This is a genomic window from Vibrio sp. MED222 (assembly GCF_000153005.1).
GTDB lineage: Bacteria > Pseudomonadota > Gammaproteobacteria > Enterobacterales > Vibrionaceae > Vibrio > Vibrio tasmaniensis_A.
The window spans coordinates 265,631-282,408 of sequence record NZ_CH902610.1 but is presented as its reverse complement, the minus strand read 5'-3'; the positions used below and the strand labels follow the sequence as shown (position 1 = coordinate 282,408).

Below are 16,778 nucleotides of genomic sequence, written 5' to 3'. Positions count from 1 at the left end.
CTGGTGATATCCCTGTGATACAAAGCGATCGCGGTGGCCAAGTGACGTACCACGGGCCCGGTCAGTTAGTCGCTTACTTCCTGATAAACATCCGCCGCAAGAAATTCGGAGTGCGTGATTTGGTTACTCATATTGAGAACCTCGTAATCAATACTCTGAAAGCTTACAATATAGATTCAACTGCCCGACCTGACGCTCCTGGTGTTTATGTCGATGGCAAGAAAATCTGTTCACTTGGATTACGAATTCGACGCGGCTGCTCGTTCCACGGGCTAGCACTCAACGTCGATATGGACTTGTCTCCATTCCAACGTATTAACCCATGTGGTTACCAAGGAATGGAAATGGCGCAAGTAAGCCAACTCGGCGGTCCAAGTGAACTAGAAAACGTTGAGCAACAGTTAATACAAGAGCTCGTAGAACTACTCGGCTATGACCAAGTAGACATTCAAGCCACCAGTAACATTACAGCAGAAGCATAAAATCATGAGCAAACCAATCCAAATGGAAAAAGGCGTTAAATATCGTGACGCTGACAAAATGGCATTAATTCCCGTAAAGAATATGCCTGCTGAACAGAAAGAAGTTTTACGTAAGCCTGCATGGATGAAGATTAAACTTCCTTCAGACAGCCATCGTATTCAAGAAATCAAATCTGCAATGCGCAAAAACAACCTGCACTCAGTTTGTGAAGAAGCGTCTTGCCCTAACCTAGCTGAGTGTTTTAACCACGGCACGGCAACGTTTATGATTCTTGGCGCTATCTGTACTCGTCGCTGCCCGTTCTGTGATGTTGCCCATGGTCGACCAAATGCTCCAGAAGCCGAAGAGCCGAAGAAACTGGCTAAGACGATTAAAGACATGAAACTGAAGTACGTTGTAATCACTTCAGTGGACCGCGATGACTTACGTGATGGCGGTGCTCAACACTTTGCTGATTGTAACCGTGAAATTCGCGAGCAAAACCCAAACATTCGTATCGAAACACTGGTTCCGGACTTCCGTGGTCGTATGGACGTTGCGCTTGAACTAATGAAAGACAATCCACCAGATGTTTTCAACCACAACCTAGAGACGGCGCCGCGTCTATACCGTAAAGCGCGTCCAGGTGCGAACTACAAGTGGTCTCTTGATCTGTTAAGAAAATTCAAAGAGCAGCATCCAAACATCCCAACCAAATCAGGTGTGATGATGGGCCTTGGTGAGACGAAAGAAGAGATCGTTCAAGTATTGAAAGATCTTCGTGAACATGGCGTAACAATGCTGACACTAGGCCAGTACCTAGCACCAAGCCGTCACCACTTGCCAGTTGAACGCTACGTGCCGCCTTCTGAGTTTGATGAGTTGAAAGAGATTGCTCTAGAGCTAGGCTTCACTCACGCAGCATGTGGTCCGTTTGTACGTTCTTCTTACCATGCAGACTTGCAAGCACAAGGTATGGAAATTAAGTAATCACGATTGCTTAACGAACAATACAAAGGCGCTGAATTTTATGTTCAGCGCCTTTTTTGTATCGAACAAGCTTGTTCGATACAAAAACAACAAAGCCACTCATTAAGAGTGGCCTTGAACTGCAAGTCTAATCATCTAGATGTTAAATGGTCTACTAGCCAAAAGATGCCCAGATAACCGTTGCGACTAAAATTGGGCACACGAACTTCACATACATTGGCCAAACCTTACCAAACCAACCAAGTTGAAAGTCAGGACAACCTTGCTCAAGCTCTTTCACTTTTGACGCTCGGCTCCATACCCAACCACCAAACACACAGAACATCAGTGCAGCGACTGGTTGAAGGTACTGAGTCGCAATCATCGCTACCATGCCAAACATCGCAGCAAAGTTGTAAACAATCACCACACTGAACAATGCGATAGCACCACCAATTACCCAACTTGTTGGCGTTCGTCTGGTCTTGAAACGCTCACTAACAAGAGCGACAGGGGCTTCCAACATTGAAATCGATGAAGTAAGTGCAGCAATCGTTAGCAATAAGAAGAATACAATTGCGAAGACCTGACCCAGCATACCTAAGCTATCAAACATCAAAGGCAGAACCGTAAATACTAGGGTATCAGAGCTCAGTAATGAGCCATCTTCAGCATAGATTTGAACACCTTTTTGCATCGCAACAAACATCGCAGGCATCACGACTAAGCCTGCAATAAAAGCAACCGCGGTATCAACTAAGGTAACATTCATTGCCATTTTTGGCAGGTTCTCTTTCTTACTTAAGTAAGAGCCATAAACCAACATCGAGCAACCACCAATAGTGAGCGAGAAGAAGCCCTGCCCCATAGCCGCTAGAATCAGTTTTCTATCCCACACTTTCTCAAAGTCTGGAACTAGGTAATGCTTTAGGCCTTCCATCGCGCCAGATTGCGTCATGATGTAAACAAACAATAAGCCAAATAACACAAATAGCGCAGGCATCAAACGGGTCGACCATTTCTCGATCCCCTGCTTAACACCGCCCTGAACAATCAAGATAGTCAGTACATAGAATGCGACGGTACCAAAAACATTGCGCTCAACACTGAAGCCTTTAAACCAATCAGCAGCAGCCTCTAGACCAATCAGGTCAGCGACAGCACCAATTAGGAAGCAGATCAACCAACCACCGACAATGCTATAAAACGCTAGCACTGCACTTGGAACACTCAACCCAATCCAACCGACAAATTCACCGACTCTCTTGCCTAATGGGTTTGTAGTCAAAGAACGCATACTATCGACAGGATTTGCTTGGCCATGTCGACCAATAGCCATCTCAACCACCAGCATCGGGAAAGCAACCACGAAAATCATAATTAGGTAAACAAGCAGAAAAGCACCACCGCCGTTACTGGCGACTTGGGTTGGGAAACCCCAAATATTACCTAAGCCAACAGCTGCACCCGCCGCTGCTAAAATAAAACCCAAACGAGAGCTAAAGTGCTCTCTTGAAGAGGAAGATTGTTGGTCCATATTGCCCGCATCAAAAATCAGTGAACTAGTTGGGAAGTACAGTAATCAAAAGCAATGATAGGTACAACTAATAAATGAGCAATCTTCTAGTTTTTACAACAAATGCGCTATTTAGAACCATTAAATTAACAAATGACCGGTCTTATCGTTTACTTATAAGCAGTAAAGCAAGGTTCAGGACTAGAGAGACAATTGATTGAATTGAGATGATTACTCGTCGTATTGTTCAATTTATACGAACAAAAAGAGCACCAAATGGTGCTCTTGTGACTTATAGTTAGATTCAGATTAGATCGTGAAGACTTGATAGTCTTTTAGGTTCGGAATGATTTCATGCAGCTGTTGCTCTTGTTCTGCCATCTCATCAAGAGAATCACAGAACTCATTCGCTTCCTCTTGCACTTGTTGAGAGTGTTCTTTCATGCGCTCTTCAACTTTAAGCTTTAATGCAGCCATGCTGTCAGCCAATTCAGTAAGATTTAAGCCACCATCTTGTTTCATTTTTTCTGACATCGCATTAAAAGCGCTAGAGATAAATTCTTGGTTAAAGATCTCCTTAGCCTTCTCGAAATCTTCAGACCAACCATTGGCCATCGAATCAAAACTGTCTGCTGGTAACACTAACTCGCCATCTTTGTAGTAACGAGCTTCCAGTTCATCAAAGTAGGTTTTCATTGACTCTTTTACATTATCAAATGATTCCGGTGAATCTAGGCTAGCAGCAATGTCATCAATAACGTCATTCGCTAACGCTAAGCCATCGTTAGCCATTTGTTTCGCTCGTGGCAAGTACTCACTCACTTTTTCGCGGTATTTCTCAATCGCCGCTTGTTGGTCGGCATCAAGCTCAACCTTCTCACCATGGATATATAAATCGTTGTTACCATCAAAAACGGCAGTATCACCATTCACTTGGTGGATTTCGACTTTCTGGTCATCGATTCGCAATTCATTTTTCAAATCAACTCGACACTGAGCAGCAAAAGTTGGCAGGCTCACAACAGAGATTACCGCTGTTAACGATGCGATTAATACACTGTTCTTCATAAACATTTTGTTTTTCATAAATACATTGTTTTTCATAACATCCTCTCATCAATCTGACAGATTACTATACCCTTGGTATATGCTTCTTTGTCAGAGAAACGTTTTATATATATCCGTTACTCAGTTAGTCGATAGATATTACTTCATAGCAAAACTGTTTATCTGCGACCTTAAACTCAATCTCATCACCGACTTCTTTCCCCATTAGAGCCTGACCAAAAGGTGCATTTTCCGTCACGATAGCAACTTCATTGTTATTCCACGTAACAGAAAGCCCACCGACTCTCGGCCCCATGAAAAAGTGTTTATATTGATCATGCTCGTCAATGACCACAACATAGCTGCTCACTGTAATCTTCTCACTATCACGCAGCACTAAGTTACGATAACACTGAATGTCACCTTCACACTCTTGCACTCTTACTGCTTGACCGTGAGCAAGATACGAAGCTTCTAGTGCCAATGTATCGTACTTATGCTCAGGCACTGTCTCTTCATCGGTCGCCGCATCAATAGCGCGTTGAGTAGCAGATTGTGCGATACGTAATCGGGATTCAAGTTGCTCTATGATTATTTGGCGAAGCTCAGACTTATTCATACTATTGGGGTGCTTTTGTATAGGAGCTACAGAATAGAATTAGGTACAATCAGGTGCAAGACATTTGATTCATCAAGCGACGCAATCATCAATAGGCGCCCGCTTTAACATCAATACGACACTTAATAACTCAGGTAGAACATAAATGATTGAGCAGAAGCTAAAACAAGTATTCGGATTCGACTCACTGCGTAATGGGCAAAAGCAAGTCATTGATAATGTTCTATCTGGTCACTCGACTGCCGCTATATTCCCAACAGGCTCAGGCAAGTCGCTTTGCTACCAATTGCCAGCATTAGAGTTGCCGCACTTAACCTTAGTGATATCACCATTGTTAGCCTTAATGAAAGACCAGCTCAGCTTCTTACACAGTAAGGGAATAAGCGCGGCTGCAATCGAATCAAGCCAAGACAGACAAACCACACAACAGGTGATGCAATCCGTGCGTAACGGGGACACCAAAATCCTAATGATCTCTGTTGAGCGCTTGAAGAATGAACGCTTTCGTCAGTTTATCTCCCAAGTACCAATCTCTTTACTGGTGGTCGATGAAGCGCACTGTATTTCAGAATGGGGGCACAACTTCAGACCAGACTACCTGAAGCTTCCCCAATACCAAAAGCAGCTCAATATTCCACAAGTACTGCTACTGACAGCTACTGCGACGACATCGGTTATCCAAGATATGAAGTCGAAGTTTGAAATTGATGAGGAACGCGTTGTGGTTACGGGTTTCTATCGTCAAAACCTCGACCTGTCGATTCAACCTTGCGAACAAACCAGCAAACTAGAAACCTTGTGCAATGTCGTTAACCAAGCTTCTCTAGCTCCGACTATTGTTTATGTCACCCTTCAACAGACAGCAGAGATGGTGGCTCAGCAACTCCGTAATGCTGGCGTTAATGCCGTGGCTTACCATGCCGGTCTTAAGCCTGAAAACAGAGATGCCATTCAGCATCAATTCATGAACGATGACGTGAACTGCATCGTGGCAACCATTGCTTTTGGTATGGGTGTCGATAAGTCCAACATTCGCCGAGTGATTCACTTTGACTTACCGAAATCGATCGAAAACTACTCGCAAGAGATAGGCAGAGCCGGCAGAGATGGTCAGCCTTCAGAATGTATTCTTCTCGCCAACAAATATGGTCTAAGTACACTAGAGAACTTCGTCTTTGGCGACACGCCAGACAACATATCAATTCAAACGGTCTTAAAAGAAATATACGAAAACCAAAACATTGCGGCTTCTGGCACAAACCAATGGGAAATCATGCTCAACCAACTATCGCGTGAGTCCAACATTCGTCAGTTACCACTAAAAACGCTATTGGTGTATCTTGAAATTGAAGGCGTGATTGAGCCTAAATACAGCTACTTTGCTGACTACAAATTTAAATTCATACGTACTAAGCAGCAGATCACCGAACAATTCCAAGGCGAACGTCGCCATTTTGTGGAAGCGATTTTCCAATGCTCTCCTCAAGCAAGAGTATGGTGCCAAGTCGACTTCGACGCACTGTGGACACACTTCCAGACTGATCGTCAGCGTGTGATTGCGGCAATCGATTATTTCAATGAACAAGGTTGGATTGAGTTGGAAAGTAAGCAGATCACAGATGTGTATGCGATCCACAACACCACTGAAGGCATGATGCAGTTATCGGAACGTCTAACTGAATTGTTTAAGGAAAAAGAGAACAGTGAGATAAACCGCCTTAACCAAATGCTGAGCTTCTTTGAGGCTGATACCTGCCTAAGCTCACGCCTAGCGAGTTACTTTGCCGATGATAAGGCACCAACAAACTGCGGTCATTGCTCTGTATGCCGTGGTGAAGTGGCAATTTTACCAACCGTCGATGTTGAACCCGTTGACGACGAGACCGTAATGACATGGACCCATGAATTCATTTCCGCAAGCCAACAATTGATCACCGACGAAGCCATTACTCGTTTTCTATGCGGAATCGCAACTCCACTTTCAACTAAGCTTAAAGCCAGCAAAATGGTTGGATACGGGAAGCTAGAGCAACAACCATTCAGTGATACGCTAGCGCGAGTAAAACAACTTCCTAGATAAGGCATCTTACGTATTGATATAGAAACTGACTAGACTACCAAGTCTAGTCGGTGCTTCTCAATACCATCTATTTTGACGCCCCTCTATTCGGATTCCCCTCTAAACTAGACAGCCTAAAAGAAACTCAACTGACGCATCTGGTCTTTGGGTTGTAGCATTACGCTTAAACCAAGCAGGCGTATTTCTCGCCCTTGCTGCCTTTTAAGTATCTCACTCAACAGTTTTTTAAAGTGCTCTCGATCGAGAGAGGCGTGTATGTGCTCAATAGTGGTTTGCTGGAAGTCGGCAAACTTGAGCTTAATGCCCTGCTTGATGATAGCTTTACTTGGGCTAGCTTTCTCTAGACGTGCTTCAAGCTCAGGAAAAAGCTTGTCTTCAATTACCTGCCAACATTCTGCGTAAGTAGAAATATTCTGAGTAAAAGTTCGCTCCACGCCTACCGATTTTCGTTCACGCTCAATAATAACTTCTCTGTCATCAATACCATGGCTGCGCTTCCAGAGTGATGCGCCTTGACGGCCAAACCGGAGCAATAGATCTCGATAGTCAGATTCCTTAATGTCCTTACAAGTAAAGAAGCCAGCTTGATGGAGCTTTTCAATACTGACCTTGCCAACGCCTGGGATTTTTTCGAGTGGCAGCTCATCAATCACTGATTGAACATCTTGTGGAGGAATAACAAACTGACCATTGGGCTTGTTTAGATCCGAGGCCACCTTCGCCAAAAATTTAATCGGCGCAATACCAGCAGAAGCGGTCAGGTTAAGTTCATTCCAGATATCACGACGAATTGCTTCGGCAATCAGTGTTGCCGAACCACGACACAGCGTCGAATCCGTGACATCAAGAAAAGCTTCATCTAAAGACAGGGGTTCAATGATGGATGTATATCGAGAAAAAATCTCGCGAATCTTTTTCGATATCTCGACGTAGACCGACATCCTCCCAGGAACAACCAACAGATTGGGACAAAGCTGCAGCGCCTTTCCCGTCGGCATTGCAGAACGAATACCAAACTTGCGAGCTTCGTAATTACAGGTACTCAAAACGCCACGCTGCTTTTCATGCCCCCCAACTGCAAGTGGTCGATTTCGGTAAGCAGGATTATCTCTCATTTCAACAGCTGCGTAAAAACAGTCCATATCAACGTGGATTATCTTTCTTACTTTCTCTTCACTCGCACTACACATCTAGGAATAACCCAACCTTACAACTGTATTTATAAACAGTATAATCAATTATTCTCAGATTTAAAATGATCTGGAGCCCAGCTAAATAGCTTTAACTTCATTAGCCACTTACTATTCTGATAGTATTGTTAGAGAGTATTTAACCTATAAGTAGGGATAACTTTTGAGTGATAAAATACTAGTAGTCGAAGATAGTCGTGCATTCAGAAACTACCTGTACCAGCAATTTAAAAATGATGGCTATGAGGTTGCGCTGGCTGAATCAGTGGCTGAAGCTAAAGCTATCTTAGAACAAGATACGGATTTCTTGTGCGCGGTGCTCGATTACTGCTTACCAGATGGTCAAGATGGCGAGATCATTGATTTGGTACTCGGCTATCAACAAAAAATCATAGTCCTAACCGGCATGTTCAACAACACACTTCGAGAACAAGTACTCGCGAAGGGTGTGATTGATTACATCCTCAAAGACAGCATGTCATCAGTCAGTTATTTGCTTCCTTTGGTTAATCGAATCTCAAATAACCGATATCATAAAGCCTTGGTTGTTGATGATTCTGCGGTTGTTCGTCGATATGTAGTGCAACTTCTTGAGCACCAATATATTCAAACGATTCAAGCGGAAGATGGCGAACAAGCACTAGAGCTTCTCCAAAACGACCCCGACATCACTTTCGTCGTTACCGATCATGACATGCCAAACAAAGATGGCATTTCGATGACCCGTGACATTCGAGTACACCATGATCGTAATCAACTCGCTATTCTTGGGCTATCTGGCAGTGACGACCGAACCATGACAGCTCGTTTCCTTAAGGCTGGTGCCAACGACTTCCTTTACAAGCCATTTAACCAAGAAGAGTTTTTCTGCCGTATTCATCAGCTACTCGATATGAAAGAGGCCACCAATGAACTATTTCGTCATGCAAATGAAGATGCTCTGACCGGGCTTTGGAACCGTCGTTATCTATTCAATCAAACATGTAAAGGCTGCGAACATCGCAGCATCGCCATGATGGATATAGACTTCTTTAAAAAGGTGAATGATACCTACGGTCATGATGGTGGCGATGCGGTACTCATTGAAGTCGGAAAGATCATCAAAAATCATTTTAAAGATGATGTCGCCGTTCGTTTCGGCGGTGAAGAGTTCTGCATTCAATCATGCCGACCATTTGAAGAATTTGTCGACACGCTAGAGTCAATGAGGATTGCGATACAAAACCAAGAAGTTATTCATGACTCACAACGGATTAAAGTCAGCATGAGTATCGGGTTAAGCGACTTAGTTGGCAGTTTGGATGAGCAAATAAAAGCCGCGGACGAACTACTTTATACTGCAAAAGAACAAGGTAGGAACCAACTGGTCTTTGCGCGCAATAACATGCAAATCGACCACTAGAAATTCGTTTTTGTTTCCGTTTTTAGCATTCCAAAATAGACAGTTCACTCAAACAAAAAAAGCTCAAGACGATAATCTTGAGCTTCTTATTCTAAGGGCATAGACAACTCTATTCCCCTATGACTGTCACCAATTAAGCGATACGGTCTTTACTCCAAGCCGCTTCTTTTTGTTGACGTTCTGCCAGTTTCTCTTCACGGTATGCTTCACGTGCTTCACGTTTTTTACGCGCATCACAAGGTTCAGGGCAGTTACATACTTTATCAATACCAACAGCACCTAAGCCACCACAGCTACCTTTCACAACTTTCTTTTGGATAATATAGCCAATTGACATCGCTGCGATTACTGCAAGAAAAACACCAAATGTAATCAGAAATGTATTCATAATTATCTCGCTTACCTTATTTACCTAAGTATGGCTTAAATGCTTCTGAAGCAATTTCTTTAAAGCCATCAGCTGTTTTTACCACCATGAACACTGGGATGTTATGTTGGTTTGCGACTTCCAGTCCTTTTTCTTCACCTAAGACCATAAGGCCAGTAGATAAACCGTCTGCAGTCATTGAAGACGGGTTTAAAACAGTCACTGAAACCACTTTGTGATGAAGCGGCTTACCTGTTTCTGGGTTGATGATGTGTGAATAACGAACACCATCACGCTCAAAATAGTTTCGGTAGTCGCCAGACGTTGCGATCGCCATATCACCAGGCTCGATGATCTCTTGAATGTTGCGCTCGTCAACACTTGGCTTCTCGATGGCGATACGCCAACCCACACTTTCACGGTTTAAGCCCTTCAAACGGATTTCACCGCCCACTTCTACCATGTAGTTATGAATGCCAATTGAATCGAGGTAGTCAGCAACGACATCCACGCCCCAACCTTTTGCGATAGTCGAAAGGTCAACATACAAGTTAGGCAAATCTTTGCTTAGCTTATTACCTTCAACGCTTAAGTGGTGAATACCAATCTTAGCCTTACGAGCCGCAAGCTCTTCGTCTGATGGAACCACTTCAGGACGTGCTTCTGGACCAAAACCCCACAAGTTAACTAATGGACCAACCGTCACATCCAACGCACCTTCAGTAAGACCGTTCAAACGAATCGCTTCTTTCACAACGATAGCGGTTTGTTCAGATACTTCGAATGCGTCCGCACCTTTGTGTTGGTTGAAACGGCTCAGCTCTGAATCTTCACGGTAAGTCGACATTTGATCATTAACTTCTTCAAGTAGACGATCGATCTCGGTATGAACTTCTTTAGACTCAGGAAATTCATCGCCATTGATGTACTTAATGTTATAACTGGTCCCCATTGTCGGACCACTTAAATGCACTTGCTCTCTTGCCTGCTCACAGCCCGCAAGAAAAATCAAAGAAGTTAATGCAACAAGCCAAATTCTCACTTGCTTACTCCTGTCTAATGTTGAGGATTTATATAAGGAAAAATAAGAGTGAAAAATAGGTATTTTAAATGCCTTACTCTTTCTTATATAAGCCAGTTTGTTGTCACGAGTAGTCTTAGAAAAACAAATGGCTGACTCGTAAGAGTCAGCCATAATATCAATCACTTAAATGGATTAACCACCGAAGTCATCTAGTAGGATGTTTTCATCTTCTACACCAAGATCTTTCAGCATGCCGATCACAGCCGCGTTCATCATTGGTGGACCACACATGTAGTACTCACAGTCTTCAGGAGCTTCGTGATCCTTCAGGTAGTTTTCGTACAATACGTTGTGGATGAAACCAGTGTAACCGTCCCAGTTGTCCTCAGGTTGAGGATCAGACAGAGCACAATGCCACACGAAGTTTTCGTTTGCAGCCGCTAGGCCGTCGAAGTCTTCAATGTAGAACATCTCACGCTTAGAACGTGCACCGTACCAGTAAGACATCTTACGAGTAGAGTTAAGACGCTTAAGTTGGTCGAAGATATGTGAACGCATTGGCGCCATACCTGCACCACCACCGATGAATACCATTTCATTGTCTGTGTCTTTAGCAAAGAACTCACCAAATGGACCAGAAATAGTACATTTGTCGCCTTCTTTAAGAGACCAGATATATGAAGACATCACACCAGGAGCTACGTCAGGGTTGTTTGGCGGCGGAGTTGCGATACGCACGTTAAGCTTGATGATGCCTTTCTCTTCTGGGTATGAAGCCATAGAGTAAGCACGGATCGAATGCTCTTTAACGATAGACTCGTAACGGAACAAGTTGAACTTATCCCAGTCACCACGGTATTCCTCAGGAATATCGTAATCTGCGTATTTCACGTGATGTGGTTCAGCTTCAATCTGAATGTAACCACCCGCGCGGAACGGAACTTCTTCACCTTCAGGGATAGCTAGAGCCAATTCTTTGATGAAAGTAGCTTCGTTATCGTTAGAGATAACAGTACATTCCCACTTCTTCACACCAAAGATATCTTCGTCTAGTTCAATCTCCATGTCAGTTTTCATAGCAACTTGACATGCTAGACGTTCGCCTTCGCGAGCTTCACCTTTTGTGATGTGATCAAGTTCAGTTGGAAGGATGTCGCCACCACCAGACTTAACTTTTACCCGACACTGACCACAAGAGCCACCGCCACCACAAGCAGAAGATACGAAGATACCAGCGCCAGCTAGGGCACCAAGTAGCTTGCTACCAGGCTGAGTAACGATCGCCTTTTCAGGGTCGCCGTTTACAGCAATAGTGATGTCACCTGATGGTACTAGCTTAGACTTAGCGAAAAGAATCACTAGTACTAGAGCCAATACAATAATGGTAAACATCGCTACGCCAAGAATAATGCTTTGCATTTGTTATTCCTTATTACTGGGTGCTTACCCTACAGTTGAACACCAGAGAAAGACATAAAGCCTAACGCCATCAGACCAACAGTAATGAACGTGATACCAAGGCCACGAAGACCTGGAGGTACGTCAGAGTACTTCATCTTCTCACGGATACCCGCAAGAGCAACGATAGCTAACATCCAACCCACACCAGAACCGAAGCCGTAAACAACAGATTCAGCAAAGTTGTAGTCGCGAGTTACCATGAAAGATACACCACCAAAGATTGCACAGTTAACTGTGATCAGTGGAAGGAAGATACCTAGTGCGTTATACAAAGGTGGGAAGAAACGGTCTAAAACCATCTCTAGGATTTGTACAAGTGCCGCGATAACACCGATGAATGCGATGAAGTTAAGGAAACTTAAATCGACACCTTCAACAAGCGCGTTTTCTTTCAGGATGTGTGTGTAAACAAGGTTGTTTACAGGAACAGCGATTGTAAGTACTACAACTACCGCAACACCAAGACCAAAAGAAGTTTTAACTTTCTTAGAAACCGCTAGGAATGTACACATACCTAGGAAGAAAGAAAGCGCCATGTTTTCGATGAAAATCGATTTAACTAGCAGACTAATATAATGTTCCATGACTACCTTACCCCTTCGCTTCTACTTGTTCTGGTTTGAACACACGAATTGCCCAAATCAAGAAACCAATTAGGAAGAATGCTGAAGGTGCTAGAAGCATCAAGCCGTTTGGCTGATACCAACCACCGTTGCTCACTAGAGGTAGTACTTCCATATCAAATAGTTTGCCAGAGCCAAGAAGCTCACGGAAGAAACCAACAGTGATCAATACGAAACCGTAACCAAGACCGTTACCAAGGCCATCGATGAAAGATGGGATTGGTGCAGACTTCATTGCGAATGCTTCAGCACGGCCCATTACAATACAGTTAGTAATGATTAGGCCAACGAATACAGATAGCTGCTTAGAGATATCGTATAGGTATGCTTTAAGCACTTGGTCTACCACGATTACTAATGATGCGATAATTGCCATCTGAACGATGATACGCACACTGTTCGGAATGTGGTTACGGATCAAAGAAACGAAGAAGTTAGACAGAGCAGTAACGAACATTACCGCGATAGTCATAACAAACGCTGTTTCTAGTTTAGTGGTTACCGCAAGAGCAGAACACACACCAAGAACCTGTAGCGCGATTGGGTTGTTGTCCAACACCGGCGCTAAGATGCTCTTTTTAATTTCTTTTGCACTAGACATTAGTTCAGACCTCCGTCACGAACTTTTGCTAGGAACGGACCAAAGCCCATATCACCTAACCAGAAGTCAAATGTATGTTGAACACCAACACTTGTTAGTGTTGCACCAGAAAGGCCATCTACACCGTGCTCAGAACCTTGAGGAGCGCCACCTTTAACAACCTGAATAGCAGGTTTGTGGTTTTCGTCGAATAATTTCTTACCAACGAATTGAGCGCGCCAAGATGGGTTCTCAACTTCACCACCAAGTCCAGGAGTTTCACCTTGCTCGTAGTAAGTGATACCAGAAACCGTGTTGCCATCAGTTTCTACCGCAACGAATGCGTACATCATTGACCATAGGCCGTTACCGTGAACAGGGATGATAACTTTAGAAGTTTCAGCGCCATCTTTCACTAGGTATACAGTACCCGTGTTAGCACGACGAATGATCTTAGCGATGTCATCTTCAGCTGAAAGCTTGATTGACTGAGCTGGATCTTTTGCCGCTTTACGTTGGTCGTATGCAGCAGCGTCGCCGTCAACGAAATCGCCAGTAGCGAAATCAACTAGACGAGGTTCGATGTTCTCTGCGTAGAGTGCTGGGATATCACCTGCAAGCTCAATACCCGCAACTTCAAGGATCTTAGTTTGCTGATCCAGAACTGCGTTAGCTTGCTGCTTAGGTTTAAGAACAACTGCAGCTGTTGAAACGATGATTGAGCACACTAGGCTCAATGCGATAACAACAAACAGCGTCTTTTTAATGCTATCGTTATTACTTGCCATAGCGCGCTAGTCTCCGCTTAATGTTCTTCTCGATTACAACGTGGTCAAACAGAGGAGCAAATAGGTTTGCGAATAGAATCGCAAGCATCATGCCTTCTGGGTATGCAGGGTTAACTACACGAATCATTACACACATTGCGCCGATTAGGATGCCGTACCACCACTTACCTTTATTGGTAAATGAAGCTGATACTGGGTCAGTCGCCATGAAGAACATACCGAATGCGAAGCCACCTAGAACTAGGTGCCAATGCCAAGGCATGCTGAACATTGCGTTAGTATCAGAACCGATCACGTTGAACAGTGTAGACACAGCAATCATACCGATCATTACACCAGCAATGATGCGCCATGAAGCGATACGCATGTAAACGATCATCGCTGCACCAATCATAAGTGCTAGAGTTGATACTTCACCGATAGAACCTGGGATGTTACCAATGAATGCGTCCATCCAAGTGATTGCTTCACCTGATGTCACGTTCATTAGTGCGCTACCGCCGCCTTGAGCCCATTGGCTAAGAGCAGTTGCACCAGAGAAACCATCTGCAGCAGTCCAAACTACGTCACCTGAAATCTGTGCAGGGTATGCAAAGAATAGGAACGCACGGCCAGCAAGTGCAGGGTTCAGGAAGTTACGACCCGTACCACCGAAGATCTCTTTCGCTACTACAACACCGAAGGTAATACCTAGTGCTGCTTGCCATAGAGGAAGCGTTGGCGGAACGATAAGCGCAAATAAGATAGAAGTAACAAAGAAACCTTCGTTTACTTCGTGCTTACGCACCATACAGAACAGAACTTCCCAGAAACCACCAACGATGAATACCGTTGCGTAGATAGGTAGGAAGTATGTAGCACCAAGTAGCATCTTGCTGCCAACACCTGCATCGGGCCCTAAGGAGGCTCCAAGCATTTCGGTTAGCCAGTAGTGCCAGTTACCACTGATAACAGATGCTAGTTCAGCGCCTGCGTACATATGGTTAAGTGCAGCGATAGCTTGGCCACCCGCGTTGTACATACCCCAGAACATTGCTGGGAATACCGCGAACCAAACCATGATCATGATACGTTTTAAATCAACGCTATCACGAACGTGTGAGCTTTTCTTTGTGATAAGACCTGGCGTGTAAAACACTGTCGCTGCTGCTTCGTAAAGCGCAAACCACTTCTCGTGTTTACCACCTGGCTCAAAATGATGCTCGATGTCTTCAAGAAACTTTTTAAGGCCCATGAAAATTACCCTTCCTTCTCAATCGTATCTAGGCATTCACGAAGTAGTTGACCGTACTCGTACTTACCTGGACATACAAAGGTACACAATGCTACATCTTCTTCGTCTAGTTCTAGCGCACCAAGTGCTTGAGCACTATCAATGTCGCCTGCACATAGATCACGAAGCAGCAATGTAGGTTCCATATCTAGAGGCATTACGCGCTCGTAGTTACCAATTGGAACCATTGAGCGGTCACTACCGTTTGTCGTCGTTGTCATGTTGAACAACTGACCTTTAAACAGGTGACCAAGGAATGAACGAGTAACAGAGAACTTGTTCTTACCAGGCATAGCCCAGCCGAATAGCTCTTTATCACGACCTTCACGTAGAACAGAAACTTGCTGATGGTAACGACCAAGGAAAGCATGTGGACCTGTTGCTTCAGTACCCGTAAGTACAGAACCAGAAATCACACGAACTTCGCCTGGCATTAACTCGCTGTCTGTCAACTCTTCAAGGCTAGCACCAATTTGAGTACGAACTAGACGTGGGTTATTCACCACTGGACCAGCCAGAGAAACAACACGCTCAGAGTAAATCTCACCAGTAAGGAAAAGCTTACCGAATGCGATAACATCTTGGTAGTTAATGCTCCACGCTACATTTTGTGCATTTACCGGATATAGGTAATGCATATGCGTGCCTGCAAGACCTGCAGGGTGTGGGCCATCAAAAACATGTTCTTCAACGTTAGACTGAGCTGAACGAGGTAAGCTAGTACCTTTTTTACAAACGTACACTTTACCGTTAGTCAGAGTTGAAAGAAGATCTAAACCAGCAACGAAAGCATCAGACTGCTCGTTAATGATTAATTCTGGCTCAGCTGCTAGCGGATTAGTATCCATAGCAGTAACGAAAATAGCCTGAGTTTCAGAATCAACTGCTGGAACCTTGCTGAACGGACGAGTTCGCAAAGCGGTCCATGCGCCAGACTCAACTAACTGAGTTTTAACCGTTTCACGGTCAAGACTTACTAGTTGGTTAGCTTCATAGCTATTGAACGTGATTTGCTCATTGCCTGCTACTTCAATCACTACTGATTGAAGAACACGCTTAGCACCACGGTTCACTTCAATAACTTTACCGCTTGCTGGAGAAGTAAATACAACACCTGGGTTCTTTTTATCTGCAAAAAGAACTTGGCCTTTCTTCACTTCATCACCAACGCGAGCATGCATCGTAGGACGCATACCAACGTACTCTTCGCCAAGCAAGGCGACTTTAGTGATGGACTTACCATCATTAATCACCTGGGATGGAGTTCCTGCGATAGGAAGATCCAAACCCTTCTTTATTGTAATCATACGCACTTGCACTACTTTATCGGGAAAAAGATTCTTTTAATTGCGTAAATTCGGGACGTTTTAAAATCGC

The 16,778-nt window shown here is 44.1% G+C and carries 16 protein-coding genes; 4 read left to right on the top strand and 12 right to left on the bottom strand.

The window, feature by feature from the left end; translation table 11 throughout:
• Together lipB and lipA are read left to right on the top strand one after the other, a co-directional pair.
• The coding region (gene lipB, locus MED222_RS03295) for a lipoyl(octanoyl) transferase LipB (RefSeq protein ID WP_009848386.1) at positions 1-482 on the top strand (482 nt) is incomplete at its 5' end.
• Between the two features lie 4 nt (positions 483-486).
• Entirely contained in the window at positions 487-1,452 is a 966-nt protein-coding gene (gene lipA, locus MED222_RS03300) for a lipoyl synthase (RefSeq protein ID WP_009848385.1), read from the top strand.
• A 154-nt stretch (positions 1,453-1,606) separates the two neighbouring features.
• Here the strand turns inward: lipA and MED222_RS03305 are convergent, their stop codons facing one another.
• The 3 genes from MED222_RS03305 to MED222_RS03315 all read right to left on the bottom strand — a co-directional run bounded on the left by MED222_RS03305 (position 1,607) and on the right by MED222_RS03315 (position 4,613).
• Positions 1,607-2,968 carry a sodium-dependent transporter gene (locus MED222_RS03305; RefSeq protein ID WP_009848384.1) on the bottom strand — a complete coding sequence of 454 codons (1,362 nt, stop codon included), beginning with the start codon at positions 2,966-2,968 and terminating at the stop codon, positions 1,607-1,609.
• Positions 2,969-3,256: 288 nt separating this feature from the next.
• Positions 3,257-4,051 carry a YggN family protein gene (locus MED222_RS03310; protein ID WP_009848383.1) on the bottom strand — a complete coding sequence of 265 codons (795 nt, stop codon included), beginning with the start codon at positions 4,049-4,051 and terminating at the stop codon, positions 3,257-3,259.
• A gap of 88 nt (positions 4,052-4,139) precedes the next feature.
• Positions 4,140-4,613 carry a GreA/GreB family elongation factor gene (locus tag MED222_RS03315; RefSeq protein ID WP_009848382.1) on the bottom strand — a complete coding sequence of 158 codons (474 nt, stop codon included), beginning with the start codon at positions 4,611-4,613 and terminating at the stop codon, positions 4,140-4,142.
• 145 nt (positions 4,614-4,758) lie between these two features.
• On the opposite strand from MED222_RS03315, the gene MED222_RS03320 reads away from it, so the two are divergent.
• Positions 4,759-6,693, top strand: coding sequence for a RecQ family ATP-dependent DNA helicase (locus MED222_RS03320; protein ID WP_009848381.1), 1,935 nt, complete (start codon positions 4,759-4,761; stop codon positions 6,691-6,693).
• A gap of 113 nt (positions 6,694-6,806) precedes the next feature.
• Here MED222_RS03320 and dinB read toward each other — a convergent pair whose 3' ends face one another.
• A complete protein-coding gene (gene dinB, locus MED222_RS03325; RefSeq protein WP_009848380.1) occupies positions 6,807-7,883 on the bottom strand; it encodes a DNA polymerase IV in 1,077 nt (358 codons plus the stop codon).
• Between the two features lie 163 nt (positions 7,884-8,046).
• On the opposite strand from dinB, the gene MED222_RS03330 reads away from it, so the two are divergent.
• The gene (locus MED222_RS03330) at positions 8,047-9,285 is read left to right on the top strand and encodes a response regulator (protein WP_009848379.1); all 1,239 of its coding nucleotides are present in this window, start codon (positions 8,047-8,049) and stop codon (positions 9,283-9,285) included.
• Positions 9,286-9,418: 133 nt separating this feature from the next.
• Here the strand turns inward: MED222_RS03330 and nqrM are convergent, their stop codons facing one another.
• From nqrM to MED222_RS03370, 8 genes are all read right to left on the bottom strand, one after another.
• Entirely contained in the window at positions 9,419-9,673 is a 255-nt protein-coding gene (gene nqrM, locus MED222_RS03335) for a (Na+)-NQR maturation NqrM (protein WP_009848378.1), read from the bottom strand.
• Between the two features lie 16 nt (positions 9,674-9,689).
• Positions 9,690-10,694: an FAD:protein FMN transferase gene (locus MED222_RS03340; protein ID WP_009848377.1), complete on the bottom strand. Its 1,005-nt coding sequence runs from the start codon at positions 10,692-10,694 to the stop codon at positions 9,690-9,692.
• Between the two features lie 174 nt (positions 10,695-10,868).
• The gene (gene nqrF / locus MED222_RS03345) at positions 10,869-12,095 is read right to left on the bottom strand and encodes an NADH:ubiquinone reductase (Na(+)-transporting) subunit F (RefSeq protein WP_009848376.1); all 1,227 of its coding nucleotides are present in this window, start codon (positions 12,093-12,095) and stop codon (positions 10,869-10,871) included.
• Positions 12,096-12,124: 29 nt separating this feature from the next.
• Positions 12,125-12,721, bottom strand: coding sequence for an NADH:ubiquinone reductase (Na(+)-transporting) subunit E (gene nqrE, locus MED222_RS03350; protein WP_009848375.1), 597 nt, complete (start codon positions 12,719-12,721; stop codon positions 12,125-12,127).
• A gap of 7 nt (positions 12,722-12,728) precedes the next feature.
• The gene (locus MED222_RS03355) at positions 12,729-13,361 is read right to left on the bottom strand and encodes an NADH:ubiquinone reductase (Na(+)-transporting) subunit D (protein ID WP_009848374.1); all 633 of its coding nucleotides are present in this window, start codon (positions 13,359-13,361) and stop codon (positions 12,729-12,731) included.
• A complete protein-coding gene (locus MED222_RS03360) occupies positions 13,361-14,128 on the bottom strand; it encodes a Na(+)-translocating NADH-quinone reductase subunit C (protein WP_009848373.1) in 768 nt (255 codons plus the stop codon). Before MED222_RS03360 ends, MED222_RS03355 begins: the two co-directional genes overlap by 1 nt.
• Positions 14,118-15,362 (bottom strand): NADH:ubiquinone reductase (Na(+)-transporting) subunit B, encoded by a 1,245-nt coding sequence (locus tag MED222_RS03365; protein WP_009848372.1) that lies wholly within the window; start codon positions 15,360-15,362, stop codon positions 14,118-14,120. Before MED222_RS03365 ends, MED222_RS03360 begins: the two co-directional genes overlap by 11 nt.
• A 5-nt stretch (positions 15,363-15,367) precedes the next feature.
• The gene (locus tag MED222_RS03370; protein WP_009848371.1) at positions 15,368-16,708 is read right to left on the bottom strand and encodes a Na(+)-translocating NADH-quinone reductase subunit A; all 1,341 of its coding nucleotides are present in this window, start codon (positions 16,706-16,708) and stop codon (positions 15,368-15,370) included.
• Positions 16,709-16,778 lie beyond the last annotated feature (70 nt).

Coding starts and splice junctions, on each gene's coding strand:
- MED222_RS03315 (WP_009848382.1), bottom strand. CDS start 4,613: ATGAATAAGTCTGAGCTTCGCCAAATAATCATAGAGCAACTTGAATCC.
- nqrF (WP_009848376.1), bottom strand. CDS start 12,095: ATGCAAAGCATTATTCTTGGCGTAGCGATGTTTACCATTATTGTATTG.
- MED222_RS03320 (WP_009848381.1), top strand. CDS start 4,759: ATGATTGAGCAGAAGCTAAAACAAGTATTCGGATTCGACTCACTGCGT.
- nqrE (WP_009848375.1), bottom strand. CDS start 12,721: ATGGAACATTATATTAGTCTGCTAGTTAAATCGATTTTCATCGAAAAC.
- MED222_RS03365 (WP_009848372.1), bottom strand. CDS start 15,362: ATGGGCCTTAAAAAGTTTCTTGAAGACATCGAGCATCATTTTGAGCCA.
- nqrM (WP_009848378.1), bottom strand. CDS start 9,673: ATGAATACATTTCTGATTACATTTGGTGTTTTTCTTGCAGTAATCGCA.
- MED222_RS03355 (WP_009848374.1), bottom strand. CDS start 13,361: ATGTCTAGTGCAAAAGAAATTAAAAAGAGCATCTTAGCGCCGGTGTTG.
- MED222_RS03370 (WP_009848371.1), bottom strand. CDS start 16,708: ATGATTACAATAAAGAAGGGTTTGGATCTTCCTATCGCAGGAACTCCA.
- MED222_RS03360 (WP_009848373.1), bottom strand. CDS start 14,128: ATGGCAAGTAATAACGATAGCATTAAAAAGACGCTGTTTGTTGTTATC.
- dinB (WP_009848380.1), bottom strand. CDS start 7,883: ATGTGTAGTGCGAGTGAAGAGAAAGTAAGAAAGATAATCCACGTTGAT.
- lipA (WP_009848385.1), top strand. CDS start 487: ATGAGCAAACCAATCCAAATGGAAAAAGGCGTTAAATATCGTGACGCT.
- MED222_RS03305 (WP_009848384.1), bottom strand. CDS start 2,968: ATGGACCAACAATCTTCCTCTTCAAGAGAGCACTTTAGCTCTCGTTTG.
- MED222_RS03310 (WP_009848383.1), bottom strand. CDS start 4,051: ATGAAAAACAATGTATTTATGAAAAACAAAATGTTTATGAAGAACAGT.